We start from the raw sequence: 21,758 nt of genomic DNA on the forward strand, positions 1-21,758 counted from the left end.
AGCGGCATGGGCCCAGCGCCGAGCGCGCGCAGGCAGGATAATAGAGGTTCTCGTCGCACAGGCGACGATGAACGAACCCATATAGATCAGAATGGCCTTACTGCAAATCTCCGAACCGGGCATGGCGCCCGCGCCGCATCAACGGCGGCTGGCCGTCGGCATCGACCTCGGCACGACGAATTCGCTCGTGGCCGCCGTCCGCAATAGCATCCCCGAGGCGCTGCCGGACGAGGAGGGCCGTGTCCTGCTGCCGTCCGTCGTACGTTATCTGGAACGCGGCGGCCGGCGCATCGGCCATGTCGCGAAAGCCGAAGCGGTGCTCGACCCGCGCAATACGATCGTGTCGGTCAAGCGCTTTATGGGCCGAGGCAAGAGCGAAGTCGAAGGGGCCGAAAATGCGCCCTACGAATTTATCGACGCGCCGGGCATGGTGCAGATTCGTACGGTCGATGGCGTCAAAAGCCCCGTCGAAGTCTCGGCGGAGATTCTCGCCACGCTGCGCCAACGCGCCGAGGACTCGCTCGGCGATGAACTCGTCGGCGCCGTGATTACGGTGCCGGCCTATTTCGACGAGGCGCAGCGCCAGGCCACCAAGGATGCGGCGCGGCTTGCGGGTTTGAACGTGTTGCGTCTGCTCAACGAGCCGACGGCGGCGGCCATTGCCTATGGCCTCGATCACGGCGCCGAGGGGCTCTATGCCGTCTACGATCTCGGCGGCGGCACGTTCGATTTGTCGATCCTGAAGCTCACGAAAGGCGTGTTCGAAGTGCTTGCCGCCGGCGGCGATTCGGCGCTGGGCGGCGACGACTTCGATCACGTTTTGTACCGCCACGTGTTGACCGAGGCAGGGCTGGCGCCGCAAGGGCTCGCGCCCGAGGACGTGCGGTTGCTGCTCGATCGCGTCCGGGCAACGAAAGAGGCGCTGTCCTCGGCGCCGCAAGCCACGGTGGAGGCTACGCTCTCGGACGGCACGCCGATCGCCGTCGAGGTTACGCAGACTCGATTCGCCGAGCTCGTCCATTCGCTCGTCGAGCGCACGCTGGTCCCGACCAGGAAGGCGCTGCGCGACGCGAAGATCGCCCCGAGCGAGGTGAAGGGCGTCGTGCTCGTCGGCGGCGCGACGCGCATGCCGGTGATTCGTCAGGCCGTCGAGGCGTTTTTCGGGCAGCCGCCGCTGACCAATCTCAACCCCGACCAGGTGGTCGCGCTCGGCGCGGCGATCCAAGCCGATTTGCTGGCCGGCAATCGCACGGGCGACGATTGGCTTTTGCTCGATGTGATTCCGCTTTCGCTCGGCGTCGAGACGATGGGCGGTCTCGTCGAAAAGATCATTCCGCGCAATTCGACGATTCCCGTCGCGCGTGCGCAGGAGTTCACGACGTTCAAGGACGGGCAAACGGCGATGGCGATCCACGTCGTCCAGGGCGAGCGCGAACTCGTCTCCGACTGCCGTTCGCTGGCCCGGTTCGAACTGCGCGGCATTCCGCCGATGACGGCTGGGGCCGCGCGTATTCGTGTGACCTATCAAGTCGATGCCGACGGTTTGCTGTCGGTGTTCGCACGCGAGCAGCATTCAGGCGTGGAGGCATCGGTCGTCGTGAAGCCCTCGTACGGCTTGGCCGATGACGACATCGCGCGCATGCTCGAGGATAGCTTCCGCACGGCCGAAGTCGATATGCGCGCACGGGCGCTGCGCGAAGCGCAGGTGGAAGCCGAGCGCTTGGTCGAGGCGACGCAAGCGGCCCTCGCGGCCGACGGCGAATTGCTCGAAGCCGACGAACGCGCGAAGGTCGACGCGGCGCTCGCGCGCTTGCGCGAGACGGCGCAAGGTTCGGATGCCGATGCGATCGAGGCCGCCACGAAAGCGCTCGCCGCCGAGACCGACGAGTTCGCTGCCCGACGCATGGACAAGAGCATCCGCCAAGCGCTGACGGGCCGCAAACTCGACGAAATCTAACCTGGCGCCGCGCCGCCCTACAATGACACGAGCGGCGACGCTTGCCGCTGTGCACATATAGTCAGAACGGAATCTCCTATGCCTCAAATCGTTGTCCTGCCCCACGTCGAACTGTGCCCGGAAGGGGCAGTCTTCGAGGCCGCGCCCGGCGAAAGCGTTTGCGATGCGCTGCTCGAGCACGGCATCGAAATCGAGCATGCGTGCGAAAAGTCTTGCGCTTGCACCACATGTCATGTGATCGTGCGTGAAGGCTTCGAAGCGCTTGAACCGTCGGAGGAGGACGAAGACGACCTGCTCGACAAGGCTTGGGGGCTCGAGCCTACGTCCCGGCTCTCGTGCCAAGCGCGAGTGCCGGAGAACAAGGATCTCGTCGTCGAGATCCCCCGCTATACGATCAATCACGCGAAAGAGAATCATTAACCGTCTACGATGTCAGCGCTGGCGGTTAGTGGCTAGTCATTAAGACTCTGAAGGAGGAGCAGCCATGAAGTGGACAGATGTACAAGAAATCGCGATGGCCCTCACCGACAAGCATCCCGAGATCGATCCGCAGCAGATCCGCTTCACCGACCTGCATCGCTGGGTGATGGAGCTCGACGGCTTCAACGACGATCCGAATCGGTCGAGCGAAAAGATACTCGAGGCGATCCAATTGGCGTGGATCGAAGACTCCGCCGAATGATATTTCGGCTGGCAGGGGCGAGCGGGGCGACTATCCGTTCCGTATAGGCGCAAAAAAGGCGACCCGTTCATGACTGGGTCGCCTTTTTTAATCGGCGCTGTCCGCGTTTTACCGCCGCGCAGGCCGGCGTAGTCTTAACCGGCTACGAGCGTGCCGTGCTCGATATGAACGCGCTCGCCTTGTTGGAACGGCGGCGCTTGGCGATACGTGAAGTAGCGCAGGTGGCCGTTTTCCATCCGTACGCGTACTTGGTAGTCCGTTTCGCTGCGCAGGTGTTTTTCGACCGAGTTGCCGGCGAAGCCGCCGCCGACGGCGCCGAGCACCGTCATCGCCGTACGGCCGGTTCCGCGTCCGAATTGATTGCCGAGTAGGCCGCCGGCCACTGCGCCGCCCACGGCGCCGATACCGGTGCCGTGCCCCTCACGCCGAACCGTCACGATCGATTCGACAGTGCCGCAGCTTGCGCAATACGCGCTCTGGCCGCTCGGTTGCTGCTGCGCGTAAGGCTGCTGGGCAAGCTGCTGGTCCGCGGGGACCGGTTGTCCGGGCGGCTGTTGCGCATAGGACGGCTGGCCAGGCTGGCCCGAGTAGGGCACTTGGCCGGGGGCACCCTGGGCGATCCGCGCTTGCGCGTTCGGCGGTTGTTGGCTCGTCACGGCTGCGCTCGTTGCGGGCGCCGCCGTATCGACGACGGGTTGCGATGCCACTTGCGCCGTTTGCGATTGATCGTTTTGAACGCTGGAGCTCGACGCCTTCGGAAAGACGCCCGTGATGGCCGCGGTGGCGGCGAGGCTTGCGACGATGACCGTGCCCGCGGCCACCGCGATCAGCGGGTGTAGGCGGCGCGGCGATGTGGTTGGGTTGTTCATGACGTACCTCCGTCCAGACTGAAAGAGGCCTTTCCTTGTGCGTGATGACGAGCATAGTGTCCGTCATCGGATGCAGGCCCGCGTTTCAATTTGTAACGCTCGTGGCTTATGCAAAACGAGGGCCCGGCGCGGCAACGCCGGTATTGGCCTCTCGTTACGAGGGCCGGATCGGATGGAAAAAAGCCGCCCGCGACGTAGCTGCGGGCGGCTTTTACCGATCGTTACAAACCGCTGTGGCGTCCGCGCCTCAGTCCTCGCGGCGCAGGTGCGGGAACAGAATGACGTCGCGGATGCTCGGGCTGTCCGTCAACAGCATCACGAGGCGATCGATACCAATCCCGCAGCCGCCTGTCGGGGGCATCCCGTACTCCAGCGCGCGGATGTAGTCGGCGTCGTAGTACATCGCTTCCTCGTCGCCAGCGTCTTTCTGCTCGACCTGTTTCTTGAAGCGCGCGGCTTGATCTTCGGGATCGTTCAACTCCGAAAAACCGTTGGCGATTTCGCGGCCCGTAATGAACAACTCGAACCGCTCGGTGATGCCTTCGACCGAATCGGAAGCGCGCGCGAGCGGCGAGACTTCGACGGGGTAGTCGATGATGTAGGTCGGTTCCCAAAGCTGGGCTTCGGCGGTTTCCTCGAACAGCGCCAGTTGCAGCGCGCCGATGCCCGCGTTCAAGAAAGTGGGCTGCGTCGTGTCGACGCCGAGGCGCTTCAGTTCGGTGCGCAAGAACGCCGCGTCGGCCAATTGCGCGTCGCTGTAATCGGGCGCGTATTTGCGGATCGCTTGCGTGATCGTCAGCCGATGGAACGGCTTGGACAGATCGAGTTCGCGGCCCTGATACGTGATCGTGGCGGTGCCGAGCGCATCGATCGCCGCTTGGCGGATCAATTGCTCGGTAAAGTCCATGAGCCACGTGTAGTTCGTGTACGCGGCGTAGAACTCCATCATCGTGAACTCGGGATTGTGCCGCGGCGACACGCCCTCGTTACGGAAGTTGCGGTTGATTTCGAAGACGCGCTCGAAGCCGCCCACGATCAAACGCTTCAGATAAAGCTCGGGCGCGATGCGCAGGAACATCTGCATGTCGAGCGCGTTGTGATGCGTCGTGAACGGCTTGGCCGCCGCGCCGCCCGGGATCGGGTGCAGCATCGGCGTTTCGACTTCCATGAAGTCGGCGTCCGACATGAACTTGCGGATCGACGAAATCGCCTTCGTGCGCGCGACGAACGTATTGCGTGCTTCGGGCGTGACGATCAGATCGACGTAGCGCTGACGGTAGCGCGTTTCTTGGTCCGAGAGACCGTGGAACTTGTCGGGCAGGGGACGCAGCGACTTCGACAGCAGGCGCAGCTCCGTGCAGCGCACCGACAGCTCGCCCTTGTTCGTGCGAAAGAGCACGCCGCGAGCGGCGACGATATCGCCGAGGTCCCACTTCTTGAAGGCTTCGTACGTTTGCTCGCCCACGTCGGCCGGCGTCACGAAGAACTGGATTTGCCCCGAGCCGTCGCGCACGGTGGCGAAACTGGCCTTGCCCATCACGCGCTTGAGCATCATGCGGCCGGCGATCGACACATCGAGCGCGGTGGCTTCGAGCGCGTCTTTGTCCGTTTGCGCGTATTGCGATTGCAGCTCGCCCGCATGGTGCGTCGGACGGAAATCGTTCGGGTAGGCGATGCCCGCATCGCGCAGCGTGCGCAGCTTCTCGCGCCGCTCGGCAATGATCTTGTTCTCGTCGACGGTTGCGTCGACGGTGGGGAGAGTCGATTCGGTCATGGTGTGTCCGCTGCGCTTAGACGCCTTGCTTCAGGCTCGCGCTGATGAATTCGTCGAGGTCGCCGTCGAGCACGGCCTTCGTATTGCTGATTTCGACGTTGGTGCGCAAATCCTTCACGCGGCTCTGGTCGAGCACGTAGGAACGAATTTGGTGGCCCCAGCCCACGTCGGTCTTGCTCGATTCGAGCTTGTCTTGCTCGGCCTGGCGCTTGCGCATCTCGGCTTCGTACAAGCGCGATTTGAGCATCGCCATCGCTTCGGCGCGGTTGCGGTGCTGCGAGCGGTCGTTTTGGCACTGCACGACGATTCCCGACGGCAAGTGCGTGATCCGCACGGCCGAATCGGTCTTGTTGATGTGCTGACCGCCGGCGCCCGAGGCGCGGTACGTATCGATGCGCAAATCGGCCGGGTTGATGTCGACCTCGATCGAATCGTCGATTTCGGGGTAGACGAATACCGACGAGAACGACGTATGCCGGCCGCCCGACGAATCGAACGGCGACTTGCGAACGAGCCGGTGGATGCCCGTTTCCGTGCGCAGGAAGCCGTATGCGTATTCGCCCTCGACCTTGATCGTCGCGTTCTTGATACCGGCGACGTCGCCTTCGGATTCCTCGAGCACTTCCGTCTTGAAGCCCTTGCGCTCGCAATAGCGCAGGTACTGGCGCAGCAGCATCGACGCCCAATCGCAGGCTTCGGTGCCGCCCGCGCCGGCTTGAATGTCGATGAAGGCGTTGTTCGGGTCGGCCGGGTTCGCGAACATCCGGCGAAATTCGAGGTCGGCGACGCGCGCTTCGATCTTGCCCGCATCGTCCTCGCAGGCGAGAAGCGTGTCGTCGTCGCCTTCCTCGCGCGCCATGTCGAATAGATCCTGCGCGTCGCGCAGGTCGGTATCGAGCGCGGAGAGGGTCAGAACGACGCCCTCGAGCATTTTCTTTTCCCGGCCGAGGGCCTGGGCATGCTTCGAATCGTTCCAGACGTTCGGGTCTTCGAGTTCCTTGTTGACTTCAGCTAGACGCGCGGATTTGGCGTCGTAGTCAAAGATACCCCCGTAGCTCGCCCGCGCGTCGGCGCAGGTCTGCCAGAGAGCCTTCGATCGCGTTCAGGCGTTCGGCTTCCATGTCGATCTTTTTGCTTCGTAAAAAGGAGAAATTATAGCCGATCGGGCGGGGACATCGACCGCCCGCGGGGCCGCGGGCGGGGGGCGATTGCGCATGATCGCGCGCTAGCGCGCACTGACGGCGTGTTCGACGATCATCTGCACGCGCACGACGCCGTTCCAGCTATCGGCCGCGAGCCGGTAGGCGATATGCGCGCGGGCGGGCAGCGTCTCCGTGTGATTGAACCAGATGGCTTGAAAGCGCTGACGGCCGCGCGCCAACTGGAGCTTCAGATGCTTTTCCTTGACGAGCGCTTGCGAGAGCACGTCGAACTCGCCCGAGAACGTCGGCGCCGGAAAGCCTTGGCCCCAGACAGCCGCGTCGATCATCTCGACGATCTGCGGCGTGAAGTACGCGTCTTCCAACTCGCCGTCCGTCACGACGACGCGGGCGAGGGCGTTCTCATCCAACGCTTCGCGTGCAACGGTCTCGAACGCGGCCGCGAAGCGCGGTACGTCGCGCGTGGCTAGCGTCACGCCGGCCGCCATCGCGTGACCGCCGAACTTCGCGAGCAGATTCGGCTCGCGCTTGGCGATCAGATCGAGCGCGTCGCGCAGATGGAAACCCGGGATGGAACGGCCGGAACCCTTGACGAGTTCTCCCTCGTCGTCGGCCAGCGCGAACGTGAACGCGGGGCGGTGATACTTTTCTTTCAGACGCCCCGCGACGATGCCGATCACGCCTTGGTGCCAGCTTTCGTTGAACAGCGTGATCGTCGCGCGGCCGTCGGGATCGAGCGTGGCGATTTCCTCGAGCGCCTGCTGCTGCATCCCGGCTTCGATTTCGCGCCGCTCGCGGTTCATCGCGTCGAGTTGCTGCGCGAGCTCCCAGGCGCGACCCACATCGTCCGTCGTCAGGCATTCGATGCCCAGCGACATATCCGAAAGCCGTCCGGCGGCGTTTAGCCGGGGACCCAGCGCGAAACCGAGATCGAAACCCGAGGCGTTGCGCGCGTCGCGTCCCGCCGCGCGGAACAGCGCCGCGATGCCGGGCTGCATCCGCCCGCGGCGAATGCGTGCGAGGCCCTGCGCCACGAGTACCCGGTTGTTGCCGTCGAGCTTGACGACGTCGGCGACGGTGCCGAGCGCGACGAGGTCGAGCAGCCCGTCTAGCCGCGGCTCGGCCGCGCCCCCCGCGGCGAACGCGCCGCTCTCGCGCAGCCGTGCCCGCAGCGCGAGCAGAACGTAGAACATGACGCCCACGCCCGCGATGCATTTGCTCGGAAACGCGCAGCCCGGCTGATTCGGATTGACGATGGCCCGCGCGGCCGGCAGCGTTTCGCCGGGCAAATGGTGATCGGTGACGAGCACGTCGATGCCGCGTGCGTTGGCCGCGGCCACCCCGTCCACGCTGGCGATGCCGTTATCGACGGTGATCAGCAAGTGCGGCTCGCGGCTGGCCGCCAATTCGACGATTTCCGGGGTGAGGCCGTAACCGTACTCGAAGCGGTTCGGCACGAGATAGTCGACTTGCGCGCCGAACATGCGCAGGCCGCGCACGGCCACCGCGCAAGCCGTCGCGCCGTCGCAGTCGTAATCGGCGACGACGACCATCCGCTTGCGTTGCGCGATCGCATCGGCCAGCAGGGCCGCCGCTTCGTCCGTGCCTTTCAGGTGCACCGGCGGGACGAGCCGCGTCAAGGCAGTCTCGATCTCGTCGGGCAAGCGCACACCGCGGGCGGCATAGAGGCGAGCCAAAATGGGGTGCAAGCCGTGGCGGATCAGCGCGGCTTCATCGGCGGGCGAAGATGCGCGGTTGACGATTCGAGTCATGCAAGCAAGCGGAAGAGAGAAGGCGGGCGGCCGGGCGCTTTGCGCGCGGCCGCGCGTGACGGTTGGGTTCCGCCGGGTTCGTCGGCCGCCATCATTCGAGAAGCGACGCGAGTACGCGGCGGCGCCAGAATTTGCGCAAGTCGCCGCGCTTCGCCGCGAGCGTGACCGACGCCGTGTCGCCCGCCAGCGTCAGAGCGAGTGCGCCGAGACTGCCCGCGTCGAGCGCCTCCAGCGCGGGCGCGAACCAGTCCGCCTCCACGCGGTCGAGGGCGGCTTGCCAGCCGGCCCAGTCCTGGGCGATGAACGGTGCCGCGAACGGATTCAGTTCGACGAGGGTCGTCCCGGCGCCGAGCGGCGGCATCGCCCGGAACGATCCGGGCGCCCCCGCGCTTTCGACGGCGGCCGCCAGCGCCAGCCCGCGCGTGGCGGGCGCATCGGACAGTACTCGCACGAAGGGACTGCGCACCGGCTGCGCGCTGCCTTGCGCATGCAGCCAGATCGAATTGACGGCGGGTAGGCCGCGCGCCTCGCGCGCCTGGTTGACCGGGTGCTCGAACCAGCCCATCTGAACTTCGTTCTGCAGTTTCATCCAAATGCGCGAGCGTTGTCCCGAATGGGCATCGTGCGGCAGCCAAATTTCGATGCTGCGGCCGCTCGCGCGCAGCGGCGAGGCGCCTGCAAGTTTGCCGAGCACTTCGCCCGAGAGGTACCAGCGATGTGGGTTGGGCGCCTCGACGCGCACACCCAACTCCTCGATCAACGGCTTGGCCACGGCCAGCAGCGTGGCCGCGTCCTCGTCGGTCAAATCGAGCGCCGAGGGATCGATCAAGACCAGATGGTCATGCGCGATGCGTACGTGCACGGGCTCGACGCACGCCCACTCGTCGTTCCCGGGAACGACGCCGTCGGCGAGTAGCATATAGGGCGCGAGCGGGGCCTCGTCGGTTGCGTTGGCGGCGACGGCGCCGAATTGACGGGCGACCCAGCGCTCATGCGGCAGCGTGCGCTGAAAATCCTCGCCCGCCACGCGTTCCACGAGGGTCGCGCGCGGAAGCAGTTTGTCAAGCGCGGGGCTGCGCAGCTCGTGCAGCGCGCTGGAGGCGTCGGCGGCCGCCGGCAGCGCGAACGGCAGGAGGAGATGAAGACGGTTGGAATGCATGATGGTGCGCATTGTATGGCAAACTGCGCGCTTGATCGGCTCCGCGTCCGTGGCGAGCGCTCGGGCGCGCGGCACGCGCGTTGCGAGCCGGTCGGCGCGCCGGCGGTGCGTGTGGTGGCTGCACACAATTGAAGGATTCGCTTGAAACTCCCTTACGAATGGCAAATCGGCTGGCGCTATACGCGCGCCGGCAAGCGCACGACAGGCAACGGCTTCATTTCGTTCATCGCGCTCGTGTCGATGTCGGGCATCGCCCTCGGCGTCGCGGCGTTGATCGTCGTGCTTTCCGTCATGAACGGCTTTCAGAAAGAGGTGCGCGACCGCATGTTGTCGGTGCTCGCGCACGTCGAGATTTTTTCGCCGGCGGGCTCGATGCCCGATTGGCAGCGCACGGCCCTCGAGGCACGCCGCAACCCGGCCGTGATCGGCGCCGCGCCCTACGTCGACGCGCAAGCGCTGCTCACGCGTCAAGACGCCGTGAGCGGCGTGGCGCTGCGCGGGGTCGAACCTTCGCTCGAGCCGCAGGTGTCTGACATCGGCAAGGACATGAAAGCCGGCCGTTTGACGGATCTCGCGCCGGGGCAGTTCAACATCGTGCTCGGGGCCGATTTGGCCGCGAACCTCGGCGTCTCCGCGGGCGACAAGATCACGCTCGTCGCGCCCGAAGGCTCGCTCACGCCGGCCGGCATGCTGCCGCGCTTGAAGCAGTTCACGGTCAGCGGCGTGTTCCAATCGGGGCACTACGAATACGATAGCTCGCTCGCGCTCATCAACATCCACGATGCCGAAGTGCTGTTTCGCACGAGTGCGCCCACGGGCGTGAGACTGCGGCTCAAGGATATGCAAGAGGCGCCGCGCGTGGCGCGCGAGTTGTCCCATACGCTGTCGGGCGATCTCTATATTCGCGACTGGACGCAGCAGAACAAGACTTGGTTCTCGGCCGTCAAGATCGAAAAGCGGATGATGTTCGTCATCCTCACGTTGATCATCGCCGTCGCCGCGTTCAATCTCGTCTCGTCGCTCGTGATGACGGTAACGAACAAGCAGGCCGATATCGCGATTTTGCGCACGCTCGGCGCGCAGCCCGGCTCGATCATGAAAATCTTCTTCGTCCAAGGGATCACGATCGGCTTCGCCGGGACGGCCACCGGCGTCGCACTCGGCTCGCTGATTGCCTGGAGCATTCCCTGGCTCGTGCCGATGATCGAGCATCTGCTCGGCGTGCAATTCTTGCCGCCGTCGGTCTATTTCATCAACGAGTTGCCTTCCGAGCTGGTCGCGACCGACGTGGCCAGAATCGGCGTCATCGCGTTCGTCTTGTCGGCGTTGGCTACGCTGTACCCGAGCTGGCGCGGCGCGAAGGTGCGTCCGGCGGAGGCGCTGCGCTATGAGTAACGAATTCATCACCGAGTCGCGCCGCGTCGCATCGAGCGCGGCGCAAGCCACGCAATATGTGCTCGAGGCGCGCGGCATTTCGAAGGCATTCGTGCAGGGCGGGCTGAACGTGCCCGTGCTCAATCGAGCGGAACTCAACGTGCGGCGCGGCGAGAAGCTCGCGATCGTCGGCGCCTCGGGTTCGGGCAAGAGCACGTTGCTGCACGTACTCGGCGGTCTCGACGAGCCGAGCGCCGGCAGCGTGTCCGTGCTCGGGCGGCCCTTCACCGAGTTGGCCGAGCGCGAGCGCAACGATCTGCGCAACCATGCGCTCGGTTTCGTTTATCAGTTTCACCATCTGCTCGCCGAATTCAGCGCGCTCGACAACGTCGCGATGCCGCTGCGCATCCGCCGGATGAGTTCCGACGCGGCGCGCCGCGACGCCCTTGCGATGCTGGAGCGCGTGGGTCTCGCGCACCGCGCCAAACATCGTCCGGGCGAGCTCTCGGGCGGGGAGAGGCAGCGCGTCGCGATCGCGCGCGCGCTCGTGACGAAGCCGGCTTGCGTGCTGGCCGACGAGCCCACCGGCAATCTCGACGGCGCGACGGCGGACAACGTCTTCAATCTCATGCTCGATCTGTCGGCGACGCTGGAGACGAGCTTCGTCATCGTCACGCACGATGTGGACTTGGCCGGACGGTGCGACCGGATTTTGCGTCTGCGCGACGGCGTGCTGCACGAAGAGCCGTCCGTACCCGTCTAACCTTTCGAGAGCGATCGTCGCGCCAGCCGCCATGTGGATCGATACGCACTGTCATCTGGACGCCGGCGAGTTCGACGGCGATCGGGAAGCGGTGTCGCGGGCGGCGCTGGCGAGCGGCGTCGAGCGCATCGTCATTCCGGCCGTGGCGCGCGAAAACTTCGCCGTTGTTCGCGCGCTCGCGCATCGCACGGCGGGCGGCGTCTATGCGCTCGGCATTCACCCATTGTTCACTCGGCACGCGAGCGAGGCCGATCTCGACGTGCTGCGCCGCGAGATCGAAGCGAGCCTCGCCGATCCGCGATTCGTCGGTATTGGCGAGATCGGGCTCGATTACTTCGTGCCCGATCTCGACGACACGCGTCAGCGCTTTTTCTACGACGAACAATTGAAGCTGGCGCGCGAGTTCGACTTGCCGGTCATTTGTCATGTGCGCAAGTCGCAGGATCTCGTGCTCAAGGGCTTGCGTCGATACGCCGTCAAATGCGGCATCGCGCACGCGTTCAACGGCAGCTTTCAGCAGGCGGGCGCGTTCATCGATCAAGGCATGCGGCTCGGGTTCGGCGGCAACGTTACGTTCGAACGGTCGCGGCAGATCAGGCGGCTTGCGGCGCAACTTCCGCTGGACGCGATCGTCGTTGAAACCGATGCGCCCGATATTTCTCCGTCCTGGCTTTACAAGCAACGCAATTCGCCCGACCAGGTACCGCGCATCGGTGCCGTCATCGCCGAGCTTCGCGGCATCGCCATCGATGAGCTTAGGCTAGGCACAATGGCCAACGCGCATTGCGCGCTGCCCCGTCTCGCGCTGGCCCCCGCATAATCGATCTCCTTTCGCGCTGTTGAACGTGCTGGACTCCAGGCCGCGGCCCGGGGCTGATTCGGCACGCCTGCACGCTGATCGGAGGAGGGCGAATGCGGGCGATGCTGATCGGTTTCGCGCTCGGCATCACGTTGCTGCAGCAGTGCGCGACGCTGCCGGGGCGGTGGCAATGGGCGCTGCTTGGCGTGGTACTCACGACGGCCTGCGGCGCGGCATGCCGCGCGCGGGGTTGGCATGCGCGTACCGCGCTCGCTCTCGCGGCCCTCGTCGCGGGATTCGGCTATGCGGGACTGCGTGCTCAATCGCGGATGGCCGAACTGTTGCCGAGCGCTTGGGAGTTGCGAGAACTCACCGTGACCGGGCACGTCCGCGGTCTGCCCACTCAAGGCGCGGCGTCCGCGCGATTCTTTTTTGCCCTCGATCGCGATGATCTCGATGCGGTTCGGCACGCGACGGGCGTCGAGCGATTTCCATCGATCCTCCAACTCAATTGGGCTCGCGGCCGCGGCGGCGAACCGCCGCGTTTGAAACCGGGCGATCGCTGGCGTTTGACGGTGCGGCTCAAACGCCCTCATGGTCCCGCCAACTTTCTTGGCTACGACGCCGAAGCGGCGTGGCTTGCGCGCGGCGTTCGCGCGACGGGCAATGTCGTTGCCGCGGCCGCGGCGCAGCGGCTCTCCGGAGCGGGCGGTGGAATCGGCACGGCGATCGATCGCGCGCGCTTCGCGTTGCGCGAGCGCGTCGCGCGGGCGCTCGCATCGGCGGAGCATCGCGGCATCGTGACGGCGCTTGCCATCGGCACACAAGACACGATTGCCGACGCCGATCGGGTCGTATTGCGTCGCACCGGCACGAGTCATCTGGTTGCGGTCTCGGGTCTGCATATCGGGTTCGTGGCCGCGGTGTGCGGCGCGCTTGCCGCGTGGATCTGGCGCCGTTCGTGCGGTTTAGGCCGCATTCTCGCGCGCCGCGGCGCGCGAGAATGGCCGCTGCTCGTGCCTACGCCGGTCGTTGCGGCGCTGGCCGCGGTGGCGAGCGCCGCGGGATACGCCGCGCTGGCGGGCTTCAACGTGCCGGCACAGCGTGCGTTGTGGATGCTCGTCGTGGTGAGCGCGGCGTTCTTGTGGGGGCGCGGCGTCTCATCGTCGCTCGTCCTGGCATGGGCCGCGGTGCTCGTGCTCATCGTCGATCCGTGGGCGGTGACGGCCGCCGGATTTTGGCTCTCGTTCGGTGCCGTCGCCTGCATCGCATTGACATTGCGCAGCCGGTTGCGTGTGCGCGGCGAAGACGAGGAGCCGGACGACGCGATAGCGGTCGTGCGCGCGACCGATCCGGCCTGGCGGGCACCGCTCGAGCCCTCGCAACATGCTAGGCGCCAGCGCTGGCGCCGCCTGCTTGCGACCCTACGCAGGCGTTGCTTTGACGCCGTACGCGCGCAATGGGCCGTAACCGTCGGCTTGGCGCCGCTGACGGCGTTTTGGTTCTCGCAGGTTTCGCTGATCGGGCCGCTCGCCAACGCGGTGGCGGTGCCATGGGTCAGCGTGCTGGTGGTGCCGATCGTGCTGGTCGCCGTGGTCTTGCCCGCGCCCCTCGACGCGCTTGCCTATCAATTCGCGCATACGTTGCTCGCCCCGCTGATGCGCGTGTTGAGTGCGCTCTCGCAATGGCCTTGGGCCGACGGGCATCCGCCGCAGCCGTCGCTCTGGGCACTGGCCTCGGCGCTCGCGGGCAGCGCGCTCTCGTTGATGCCGCGCGGCTGGCCTCTGCGCTGGGCCGCGCCGCTTGCTTGGCTGCCGCTCGCGTTGCCGCCGCCCTCCGGCATCGCGCAAGGCGCTTTTCGGCTTACGGCGCTCGACGTCGGGCAAGGCGCCGCGATCGTCGTCGAGACAAGGCGCCGCACGCTTCTGTTCGATGCGGGGCCGGGCGCCGAATCGACGCATGCCGGCGAGCGCATCGTCGTGCCTTATCTGCGCGCGGCCGGCATCGCCGGGCTCGATATGCTCGTCGTGAGCCATGGCGACGCCGATCACGCGGGCGGCGTGCCCGCGGTGCTCGCATCGGCCGGCGCGGCTCAGGTGATCGCCGGCTTGCCGAGCGAGCACCGCGTATGGGATGCCGCGCGCGGCGCGCTCGCCGAGCGGCTGCGCTGCGCGGCGGGCCAACGATGGCGCTGGGACGGCGTGGATTTCGAGGTGTTGTGGCCCGAGCCGGGCCCGTTGCCGCGGCGCTCGAACGAGCAATCGTGCGTGCTCAAGGTCAGCGGCGCTGATATGAGCGCCTTGCTGACCGGCGACATCGGCGCGCCGAGCGAACGCGCGCTGCTGCGCCGCGCGCCCGAGGCCTTGCGCGCGGACGTGCTGCTCGTCGCCCACCACGGCAGCCGGACTTCGTCGACCGAGCCTTTCCTCGATTCGGTCGATCCGCGCGTGGCCGTATTTCAGGTAGGCTATCGCAACCGCTTTCGCCATCCCCATCCGCACGTATGGTCGCGCTTTCAGGCGCGCGGCATCGAGCTTGCGCGGACCGATCGCGACGGCGCGGTGCGCATTGCGACGAAGGACGGCCGGCTCACGATCGAGCGCTACCGAGCGTCGCATGCCCGCTATTGGATGGACGGATAAAAGACGAACGAACCTGGAGGCAGCGACGCTTGAAAGACGTCATCCACTTTTCGCATGCGAACGGGTTTCCGGCCTCGATTTACCGGACGCTGTTCGCCGAACTCTCCGACGATTACGAGCTTCGCTACATCGAGCGAATTGGCCACGATCCGCGCTATCCGGTCACGAGCGATTGGCCGCATCTCGTCGACGAGTTGCTGGCCGACATCGGCCGGGACTACGAACGCCCGGTGTGGCTCGTCGGGCATTCGCTGGGCGGCTATCTGTCGCTGATGGCCGCGCTCAAACACCCGCAATGGGTACGCGGCATCGTCATGCTCGATTCGCCGATCATCGCGGGTTGGCGGGCGAACGTGCTGCGCTTCACGCAATGGACTGGGCTCGACGAGCGGCTCTCGCCGGCGGCCGCCACGCGCACGCGGCGCACGCACTGGCCGAGCCGGGAGGAGGCGTGGCGCCATTTTCATGCGAAAAGCGCCTTTGCCCGCTGGGACGAACGCGTTTTGTCCGATTACATCGATTTCGGTATTCCGCCGATCGCCCCGGACGGTAAGCGCGCGCTCGCATTCGATCGCGATATCGAATACCGGATCTACCGGACCTTGCCGCGCACGCTGGGCCCGCGGCTCGCGCACGGCGCGCCGGTGCCGCTGGGCTTCATCGCGGGCACGCATTCGAAGGAAATCCGCCAGGTCGGGCTCGATGCGACGCGCCGGGCCGCGCATGGCCGCATCGAATGGATGGAGGGCAGCCATTTGTTCCCAATGGAGCGGCCGATCGAAACGGCGCGGGCCGTGCAACGGATGCTGCGCACGCTGCGCGAGGCCGGATAAGCCGGCCGGCGCGCCGGGCGCGCGAGTGCGCGCGGGCTGGGGCTCGTGTTCCCGGGACAACGCACGTGTGTTCCAACTGAGGGCGGACCCTAAGGTATAATCCGTTTTTCCCGCGAGCATCCAGCGATGACCAAATTTGTTTTCGTCACCGGCGGCGTAGTGTCGTCCCTCGGCAAGGGCATTGCCGCCGCTTCTCTCGCCGCGATCCTCGAATCGCGCGGTCTGAAAGTCACCCTCCTCAAGCTCGATCCCTACATCAACGTCGACCCCGGCACGATGAGCCCGTTTCAACACGGGGAAGTATTCGTGACCGAAGACGGCGCTGAGACGGATCTCGACCTCGGTCATTACGAGCGGTTCATCAGCACGAAGATGCGCCGCGCGAACAATTTCACGACCGGACAGATCTACGAATCGGTGATCCGCAAGGAGCGTCGAGGCGACTACCTCGGCAAGACCGTCCAGGTCATTCCGCACATCACGAACGAGATCCAGGCGTTCATCGAGCGCGGCGCCGCGTCGGCCACCTGCGGCGAGCCCGATGTCGCGATCGTCGAAATCGGCGGCACGGTGGGCGACATCGAATCGCTGCCGTTCCTCGAGGCCGCGCGTCAAATGAGCCTGCGTCTGGGCCGCAACAGCGCCTGCTTCGTCCACCTGACGCTCGTGCCGTTCATCGCGACGGCGGGCGAGCTCAAGACCAAGCCGACCCAGCACAGCGTGCAGAAGCTGCGCGAGATCGGGATCTTGCCGCACGTGCTGCTGTGCCGCGCCGACCGCCGCATCCCGGACGACGAGTGCAAGAAGATTTCGATGTTCTCGAACGTGCCCGAAGACGCAGTCATCTCGGTCTGGGACGTCGACAGCATCTACAAGATTCCGCAGATGCTGCACGACCAAGGGCTCGACAACATCATTTGCGAAGAACTGAAGCTGCAGCCGAAGCCGGCCGATTTGTCGATGTGGTCGGCGATCGTCGACAAGCTCGAACATCCGAAGCATGAAGTGACGATCGGGATGGTCGGCAAATACGTCGATCTGACCGAGTCGTACAAGTCGCTGATCGAAGCGCTGCGCCACGCATCGGTGCATACGTCGACGAAGGTCAACATCGAGTACATCGACTCGGAAGAGATCGAAACGCAGGGCGTGGACAGCCTGAAGCATCTCGACGCCGTTCTGGTCCCGGGCGGCTTCGGCCGTCGCGGCACGGAAGGCAAGATCGCGGCGATCCGCTATGCGCGCGAGGCAAAGGTGCCGTACCTCGGGATCTGCCTCGGCATGCAATTGGCCGTCATCGAATTCGCGCGCGACGTCGTCGGTCTGCAAGGCGCGAACAGCACGGAGTTCGACGCGGCCACGGCCCATCGCGTCGTAGCGTTGATCACCGAGTGGTACGACCGCGAAGGGCGCGTGGAAAAGCGGACCGAGGAGTCCGATCTCGGCGGCACGATGCGTCTGGGTTCCCAGCGCTGCCCGATCAAGCCCGGCACGCTTGCGGAGGAGATCTACGGCAAGGACGTGAACGAGCGCCACCGTCACCGTTATGAAGTCAATAACCGCTACGTGCCGCAATTGGAGGCCGGTGGTCTTGTCATCAGCGCGCGTACGCCGAGCGAAGACCTGCCGGAAATGATGGAGCTGCCGCGCAGCCTGCATCCGTGGTTCGTCGGCGTGCAGTTCCACCCCGAATTCACGTCGACGCCGCGCGACGGCCACCCGCTGTTCAAGTCGTTCGTCGAAGCGGCCTTGGCCTGTCACGAAGCGCGCAAGGAGAAGGCATGAAGCTGTGCGACTTCGAGGTCGGCCTCGATAAGCCGTTTTTTCTGATCGCGGGCACTTGCGTCGTCGAATCCGAGCAGATGACCATCGACACGGCCGGCCGGCTCAAGGAGATTTGCGCGAAGCTCGGTATCCCGTTCATCTACAAGTCCTCGTACGACAAAGCGAATCGCAGCTCCGGCAAATCGTTCCGCGGGCTCGGCATGGACGAGGGCTTGCGCATTCTGTCCGAGGTCAAGCGGCAGCTCGGCGTGCCCGTGCTCACCGATGTGCACGCCATCGAGGAAATCGAGCAAGTCGCCTCGGTCGTCGATGTGCTGCAAACGCCGGCGTTTCTGTGCCGCCAAACCGATTTCATCCACGCCTGCGCGCGCTCGGGCAAGCCCGTCAATATCAAGAAAGGCCAGTTCCTCGCGCCGCACGACATGAAAAACGTGATCGACAAGGCGCGCGACGCGGCGCGCGAAGCGGGTCTGTCGGAAGACCGTTTCCTCGCCTGCGAGCGCGGCGTTTCGTTCGGCTACAACAATCTCGTCTCCGACATGCGTTCGCTCGCGATCATGCGCGAGACGGACGCGCCCGTGGTATTCGATGCCACCCACTCGGTGCAGTTGCCGGGCGGACAGGGCACGAGCTCGGGCGGACAGCGCGAGTTCGTCCCCGTGCTCTCGCGCGCGGCCGTGGCCGTGGGCGTCGCGGGCCTGTTCATGGAGACGCACCCCGATCCCGCCTGCGCGCTGTCGGACGGCCCCAATGCCGTGCCGCTGCGGCGCATGAGCGACTTGCTGGAGACGCTGGTCGCTTTGGATACCGTCGTGAAACGCACTGCCTTCATCGAGCGCGATTTCACCTGACTGCACCCGTCAAGAAAGACAAGTTACCGTTATCTAAGAGGAAATCATGAGTGCAATCGTAGATATCATCGGCCGTGAGATTTTGGATTCGCGAGGCAACCCGACCGTCGAATGCGATGTGCTGCTCGAATCGGGCACGATGGGCCGCGCGGCCGTGCCGTCGGGCGCGTCCACGGGCTCGCGCGAAGCGATCGAGTTGCGTGACGGCGAAGCCGGCCGCTACAACGGCAAAGGCGTGCTCAAGGCGGTCGAGCATATCAACACCGAGATTTCCGAAGCGATCATGGGGCTCGACGCGTCGGAGCAAGCGTTCCTCGATAAGACGCTGCTCGAGCTCGACGGCACCGACAACAAATCGCGCCTCGGCGCGAACGCGATGCTGGCCGTGTCGATGGCCGTAGCGAAAGCCGCGGCCGAGGAAGCGGGACTGCCTTTGTACCGTTACTTCGGCGGCTCGGGTGCGATGCAACTGCCGGTACCGATGATGAACATCGTCAACGGCGGCGCGCATGCGAACAACAGCCTCGACATTCAAGAGTTCATGATCGTCCCGGTCAGCCAGCCGACGTTCCGCGAAGCGCTGCGTTGCGGCGCGGAAGTGTTCCACGCGCTGAAGAAGATCCTCTCGGATCGCGGCATGAGCACGGCGGTCGGCGATGAAGGCGGTTTCGCGCCGAACTTCGGGAGCAACGCCGAGTGTCTGTCGGCCATCCTGCAAGCGATCGAGAAGGCCGGCTATCGCGCGGGCGAAGACGTCCTGCTCGCGCTCGACTGCGCGGCCAGCGAGTTCTACCACGACGGCAAGTACCAGTTGGCGGGCGAAGGTCTGCAACTGTCGTCGGCCGAATTCACCGATTACCTCGCCACGCTGGCCGACAAATTCCCGATCGTCTCGATCGAGGACGGCATGCACGAAAGCGATTGGGACGGTTGGAAGCTTCTGACGGATAAGCTCGGCAAGAAGATTCAGCTCGTCGGCGACGATTTGTTCGTGACGAACACGCGCATCTTGAAGGAAGGGATCGAGAAGGGCATCGCGAACTCAATCCTGATCAAGATCAACCAGATCGGTACGCTGACGGAAACGTTCGCCGCCATCGAGATGGCCAAGCGCGCGGGCTACACGGCCGTGATTTCGCACCGTTCGGGCGAGACGGAAGATTCGACGATTGCCGATATCGCCGTGGGCTTGAACGCCGGCCAGATCAAGACCGGTTCGCTCTCGCGCAGCGATCGCATCTCGAAGTACAACCAATTGCTGCGTATCGAGGAAGATCTCGGCGATATCGCCAGCTACCCGGGCAAGTCGACGTTTTATAACCTGCGCTAATACGCTCGCTAGTTCGTTCGTTTAGCATTGCGCCCCGTGCTGGATGTCCTTGGGACCAGCCGGGGCGATTTTGAATCCGCGGCCTTTTGAATGCGCATCGTCACCGTTGTTCTTCTCGCTCTGCTCGCGATGATTCAGTATCCGCTTTGGTGGGGCCATGGCGGATGGTTGAGCGTTCACGAGCTGCGCGGCGAATTGGCGGCGCAGCTACAAAAGAATGCCGACGAAAAGCTGCGGAACGAACGAATCCAAGGCGAAGTACAAGATTTGCAAAACGGCACGGCCGCCATTGAAGAGCGTGCTCGTTACGAGATGGGGATGGTGAAGGGCGGCGAAGTGTTCGTTCAATTCGTCTCGCCGAACGCAACGTCGAGCGTGCCGGCGACGCTCGTGCCGAGCAATACGTCCACGCGCGGTGAAGTGTCGGCCGCGCCCGTCAGCGTGGTACCGAACCCCGTTTCGCGCGAAAAGCCGAAACGCGGAGACAAGAAGCATGCCGCCGACAAGGCGAAGCATGGCGCCGACCAAAAGCGCCATTAGGCTCCACTCTCTACCACCACCAGCCAGGGTAGTAACCGGGGCTGTAGTAACCGATACCCCAGCCGCTATTCCATCCGCTATACCCACCGTAATAGCCGCCGAATGTGACGGGGGGCGAGTAATATGTCGGCGCGTAATAGCGCGTCCAGGCATCGGCTGCGATCGCTTCGTTCTGCTCGCGAATGACCTGCTTGTCGATCTCGGCGTAGCGCTTTTGCTCCTCGGGGCTGAGCGGATGCGCGCTTTCGGCCGCGCCGGGTTGGCCGGGTGCGAGCCGGCTGAGGATCGGGCCGGGCGGCGGGGCGACGACGCACCCGGACAGCGCGACGACGATCGCGGCGCCGGCCGCCCGCATCGCCATGCGGATGGCGGCGTTCGACGGCGACGGTAACGAGCGGAGCAAAGCGTTCATAAGACCAACTCCGGATGCGGACTCATACGAACTCGAGCAAGGCGCTTGGGCGCTGCGACGCCTAGTCCTAGTGGCGCTGCGACTGAATCGGCGCAACGCCGGCCGATACCTCGCTTGCCGCGAACAGTTGCGCGACATCGACAGGATCGAACTCGTAGCGCTGATTGCAGTACTCGCAGTGGATTTCCACGCGGCCTTGCTCGACGATTACGCTGTCGACTTCTTCCCGCCCCAGCAACTTGAGCATCGAACCCACGCGCTCGCGCGAGCAACTGCATTCGAAGCGGGTCAGCGTCGGGGCGAAATGCTGGACGTTTTCTTGCCAGAACAAGCGCCGGAACAGCGTTTGCGGTTCTTCCTTGAGCAACTCGTCCTGCGACAGCGTGCCGCCGAGCACGCAGACGCGCTCCCACGTGTCGGCGTCGTGCTCGCCCGTGTGCGGCACGATGCCGCCGTCGCCGGGCAGCTTTTGCAGCAGCATGCCGACGGCGCGCTCGGTATTGGCGGCAAGCCATAGCCGCGTGTCGAGCTGCTCGGAGTGGTGCATGTAGTGTTCCAGCACCTGCGCGATCGATTCGAGCGGACCGTCGGGCCCGTTCAGCGGGACGATCCCTTGATAGGGCTGTTGACCGGGCACTTTATCGTTCGGATCGAGCGTGATGACGCAGCGTCCGTGGCCGCTCGCGTTGAGCAGCTCGACGAACGAGAGGCTGCCGCTGAGCGTGGCATCGAACTCGCTGGAGATCTTCGCGGTGGCGCGCATCGTGAGCGAGGAGCTGCATTGCACGACGAGCATCTTGATCGGCCCGTCGCCGAAAATCTGCATGATCATCGTGCCGTCGAACTTCAAGTTCGCCGACAGCAGCGCGCAGGCCGCCATCATCTCGCCGAGAATGTCGCGCACGGCGTGGGGATATTGCCGGCGCGCGAGCACCTCCTGCCAGGTATTGCGCAGCGATACGATCTCGCCGCGAACCGGTGCGGCGGCGAACAAAAATTTTTGCAACTGGTCGTCCACAACTCATCCTTCAATCGTCATGCCGCCGATCCGATCGG

General features: G+C 65.0%; 19 protein-coding genes. 12 read left to right on the forward strand and 7 right to left on the reverse strand.

All coding sequences use genetic code 11. From position 1 onward, the window contains the following. The first annotated feature begins 91 nt into the window (after window positions 1-91). The 3 genes from hscA to iscX all read left to right on the forward strand — a co-directional run bounded on the left by hscA (window position 92) and on the right by iscX (window position 2,639). Window positions 92-1,957, forward strand: coding sequence for a Fe-S protein assembly chaperone HscA (gene hscA, locus DXT59_RS05495; protein WP_116135922.1), 1,866 nt, complete (start codon window positions 92-94; stop codon window positions 1,955-1,957). A gap of 78 nt (window positions 1,958-2,035) precedes the next feature. Further along, window positions 2,036-2,377: an ISC system 2Fe-2S type ferredoxin gene (fdx, locus tag DXT59_RS05500; protein ID WP_116135923.1), complete on the forward strand. Its 342-nt coding sequence runs from the start codon at window positions 2,036-2,038 to the stop codon at window positions 2,375-2,377. A 64-nt stretch (window positions 2,378-2,441) separates the two neighbouring features. Beyond that, window positions 2,442-2,639, forward strand: coding sequence for a Fe-S cluster assembly protein IscX (gene iscX / locus DXT59_RS05505; protein WP_116135924.1), 198 nt, complete (start codon window positions 2,442-2,444; stop codon window positions 2,637-2,639). A gap of 134 nt (window positions 2,640-2,773) precedes the next feature. Here iscX and DXT59_RS05510 read toward each other — a convergent pair whose 3' ends face one another. From DXT59_RS05510 to DXT59_RS05530, 5 genes are all read right to left on the reverse strand, one after another. Next, on the reverse strand, window positions 2,774-3,508 hold the full coding sequence (locus DXT59_RS05510) for an outer membrane lipoprotein (protein WP_116135925.1): 735 nt from the start codon (window positions 3,506-3,508) through the stop codon (window positions 2,774-2,776). Between the two features lie 247 nt (window positions 3,509-3,755). Next, window positions 3,756-5,282 (reverse strand): lysine--tRNA ligase, encoded by a 1,527-nt coding sequence (gene lysS, locus DXT59_RS05515; RefSeq protein ID WP_116135926.1) that lies wholly within the window; start codon window positions 5,280-5,282, stop codon window positions 3,756-3,758. Between the two features lie 16 nt (window positions 5,283-5,298). After that, a protein-coding gene (prfB, locus tag DXT59_RS05520) for a peptide chain release factor 2 (RefSeq protein WP_116135927.1) occupies window positions 5,299-6,403 on the reverse strand; the annotation gives its coding sequence in 2 pieces (ribosomal slippage) (window positions 5,299-6,321 and window positions 6,323-6,403; 1,104 coding nt in all). Window positions 6,404-6,507: 104 nt separating this feature from the next. After that, entirely contained in the window at window positions 6,508-8,214 is a 1,707-nt protein-coding gene (gene recJ / locus DXT59_RS05525; protein WP_116135928.1) for a single-stranded-DNA-specific exonuclease RecJ, read from the reverse strand. Between the two features lie 91 nt (window positions 8,215-8,305). Continuing rightward, window positions 8,306-9,385, reverse strand: coding sequence for a regulator (locus tag DXT59_RS05530; RefSeq protein WP_116136000.1), 1,080 nt, complete (start codon window positions 9,383-9,385; stop codon window positions 8,306-8,308). A gap of 129 nt (window positions 9,386-9,514) precedes the next feature. On the opposite strand from DXT59_RS05530, the gene DXT59_RS05535 reads away from it, so the two are divergent. The 9 genes from DXT59_RS05535 (at window position 9,515) to ftsB (ending at window position 20,290) form a co-directional block, all read left to right on the forward strand. Next, entirely contained in the window at window positions 9,515-10,768 is a 1,254-nt protein-coding gene (locus DXT59_RS05535) for a lipoprotein-releasing ABC transporter permease subunit (protein WP_116135929.1), read from the forward strand. Next, window positions 10,761-11,510, forward strand: coding sequence for a lipoprotein-releasing ABC transporter ATP-binding protein LolD (gene lolD, locus DXT59_RS05540; protein ID WP_116135930.1), 750 nt, complete (start codon window positions 10,761-10,763; stop codon window positions 11,508-11,510). The genes DXT59_RS05535 and lolD overlap by 8 nt, the downstream gene beginning before the upstream one ends. A gap of 31 nt (window positions 11,511-11,541) precedes the next feature. After that, complete coding sequence (locus DXT59_RS05545; protein WP_116135931.1) at window positions 11,542-12,330, forward strand: TatD family hydrolase; 789 nt, start codon at window positions 11,542-11,544, stop codon at window positions 12,328-12,330. Between the two features lie 92 nt (window positions 12,331-12,422). Further along, window positions 12,423-14,951 (forward strand): DNA internalization-related competence protein ComEC/Rec2, encoded by a 2,529-nt coding sequence (locus tag DXT59_RS05550; protein ID WP_116135932.1) that lies wholly within the window; start codon window positions 12,423-12,425, stop codon window positions 14,949-14,951. A 29-nt stretch (window positions 14,952-14,980) separates the two neighbouring features. Then, window positions 14,981-15,784: an alpha/beta fold hydrolase gene (locus tag DXT59_RS05555; RefSeq protein WP_116135933.1), complete on the forward strand. Its 804-nt coding sequence runs from the start codon at window positions 14,981-14,983 to the stop codon at window positions 15,782-15,784. A gap of 126 nt (window positions 15,785-15,910) precedes the next feature. Next, window positions 15,911-17,569, forward strand: a complete 1,659-nt coding sequence (locus tag DXT59_RS05560) for a CTP synthase (protein ID WP_116135934.1) — start codon at window positions 15,911-15,913, stop codon at window positions 17,567-17,569. After that, window positions 17,566-18,420, forward strand: coding sequence for a 3-deoxy-8-phosphooctulonate synthase (gene kdsA / locus DXT59_RS05565; RefSeq protein ID WP_116135935.1), 855 nt, complete (start codon window positions 17,566-17,568; stop codon window positions 18,418-18,420). Before DXT59_RS05560 ends, kdsA begins: the two co-directional genes overlap by 4 nt. 46 nt (window positions 18,421-18,466) lie before the next feature. Continuing rightward, on the forward strand, window positions 18,467-19,750 hold the full coding sequence (eno, locus tag DXT59_RS05570) for a phosphopyruvate hydratase (RefSeq protein WP_102611888.1): 1,284 nt from the start codon (window positions 18,467-18,469) through the stop codon (window positions 19,748-19,750). Between the two features lie 90 nt (window positions 19,751-19,840). Continuing rightward, window positions 19,841-20,290 carry a cell division protein FtsB gene (ftsB, locus tag DXT59_RS05575; RefSeq protein ID WP_116135936.1) on the forward strand — a complete coding sequence of 150 codons (450 nt, stop codon included), beginning with the start codon at window positions 19,841-19,843 and terminating at the stop codon, window positions 20,288-20,290. A gap of 10 nt (window positions 20,291-20,300) precedes the next feature. Here the strand turns inward: ftsB and DXT59_RS05580 are convergent, their stop codons facing one another. Continuing rightward, entirely contained in the window at window positions 20,301-20,651 is a 351-nt protein-coding gene (locus DXT59_RS05580; protein WP_116136001.1) for a hypothetical protein, read from the reverse strand. 118 nt (window positions 20,652-20,769) lie between these two features. After that, window positions 20,770-21,720, reverse strand: coding sequence for an Hsp33 family molecular chaperone HslO (gene hslO, locus DXT59_RS05585; protein ID WP_116135937.1), 951 nt, complete (start codon window positions 21,718-21,720; stop codon window positions 20,770-20,772). Window positions 21,721-21,758: the final 38 nt, after the last annotated feature.

The sequence above is a fragment of the Trinickia diaoshuihuensis genome (assembly GCF_003390925.1).
In the GTDB taxonomy this organism is placed as follows: domain Bacteria; phylum Pseudomonadota; class Gammaproteobacteria; order Burkholderiales; family Burkholderiaceae; genus Trinickia; species Trinickia diaoshuihuensis.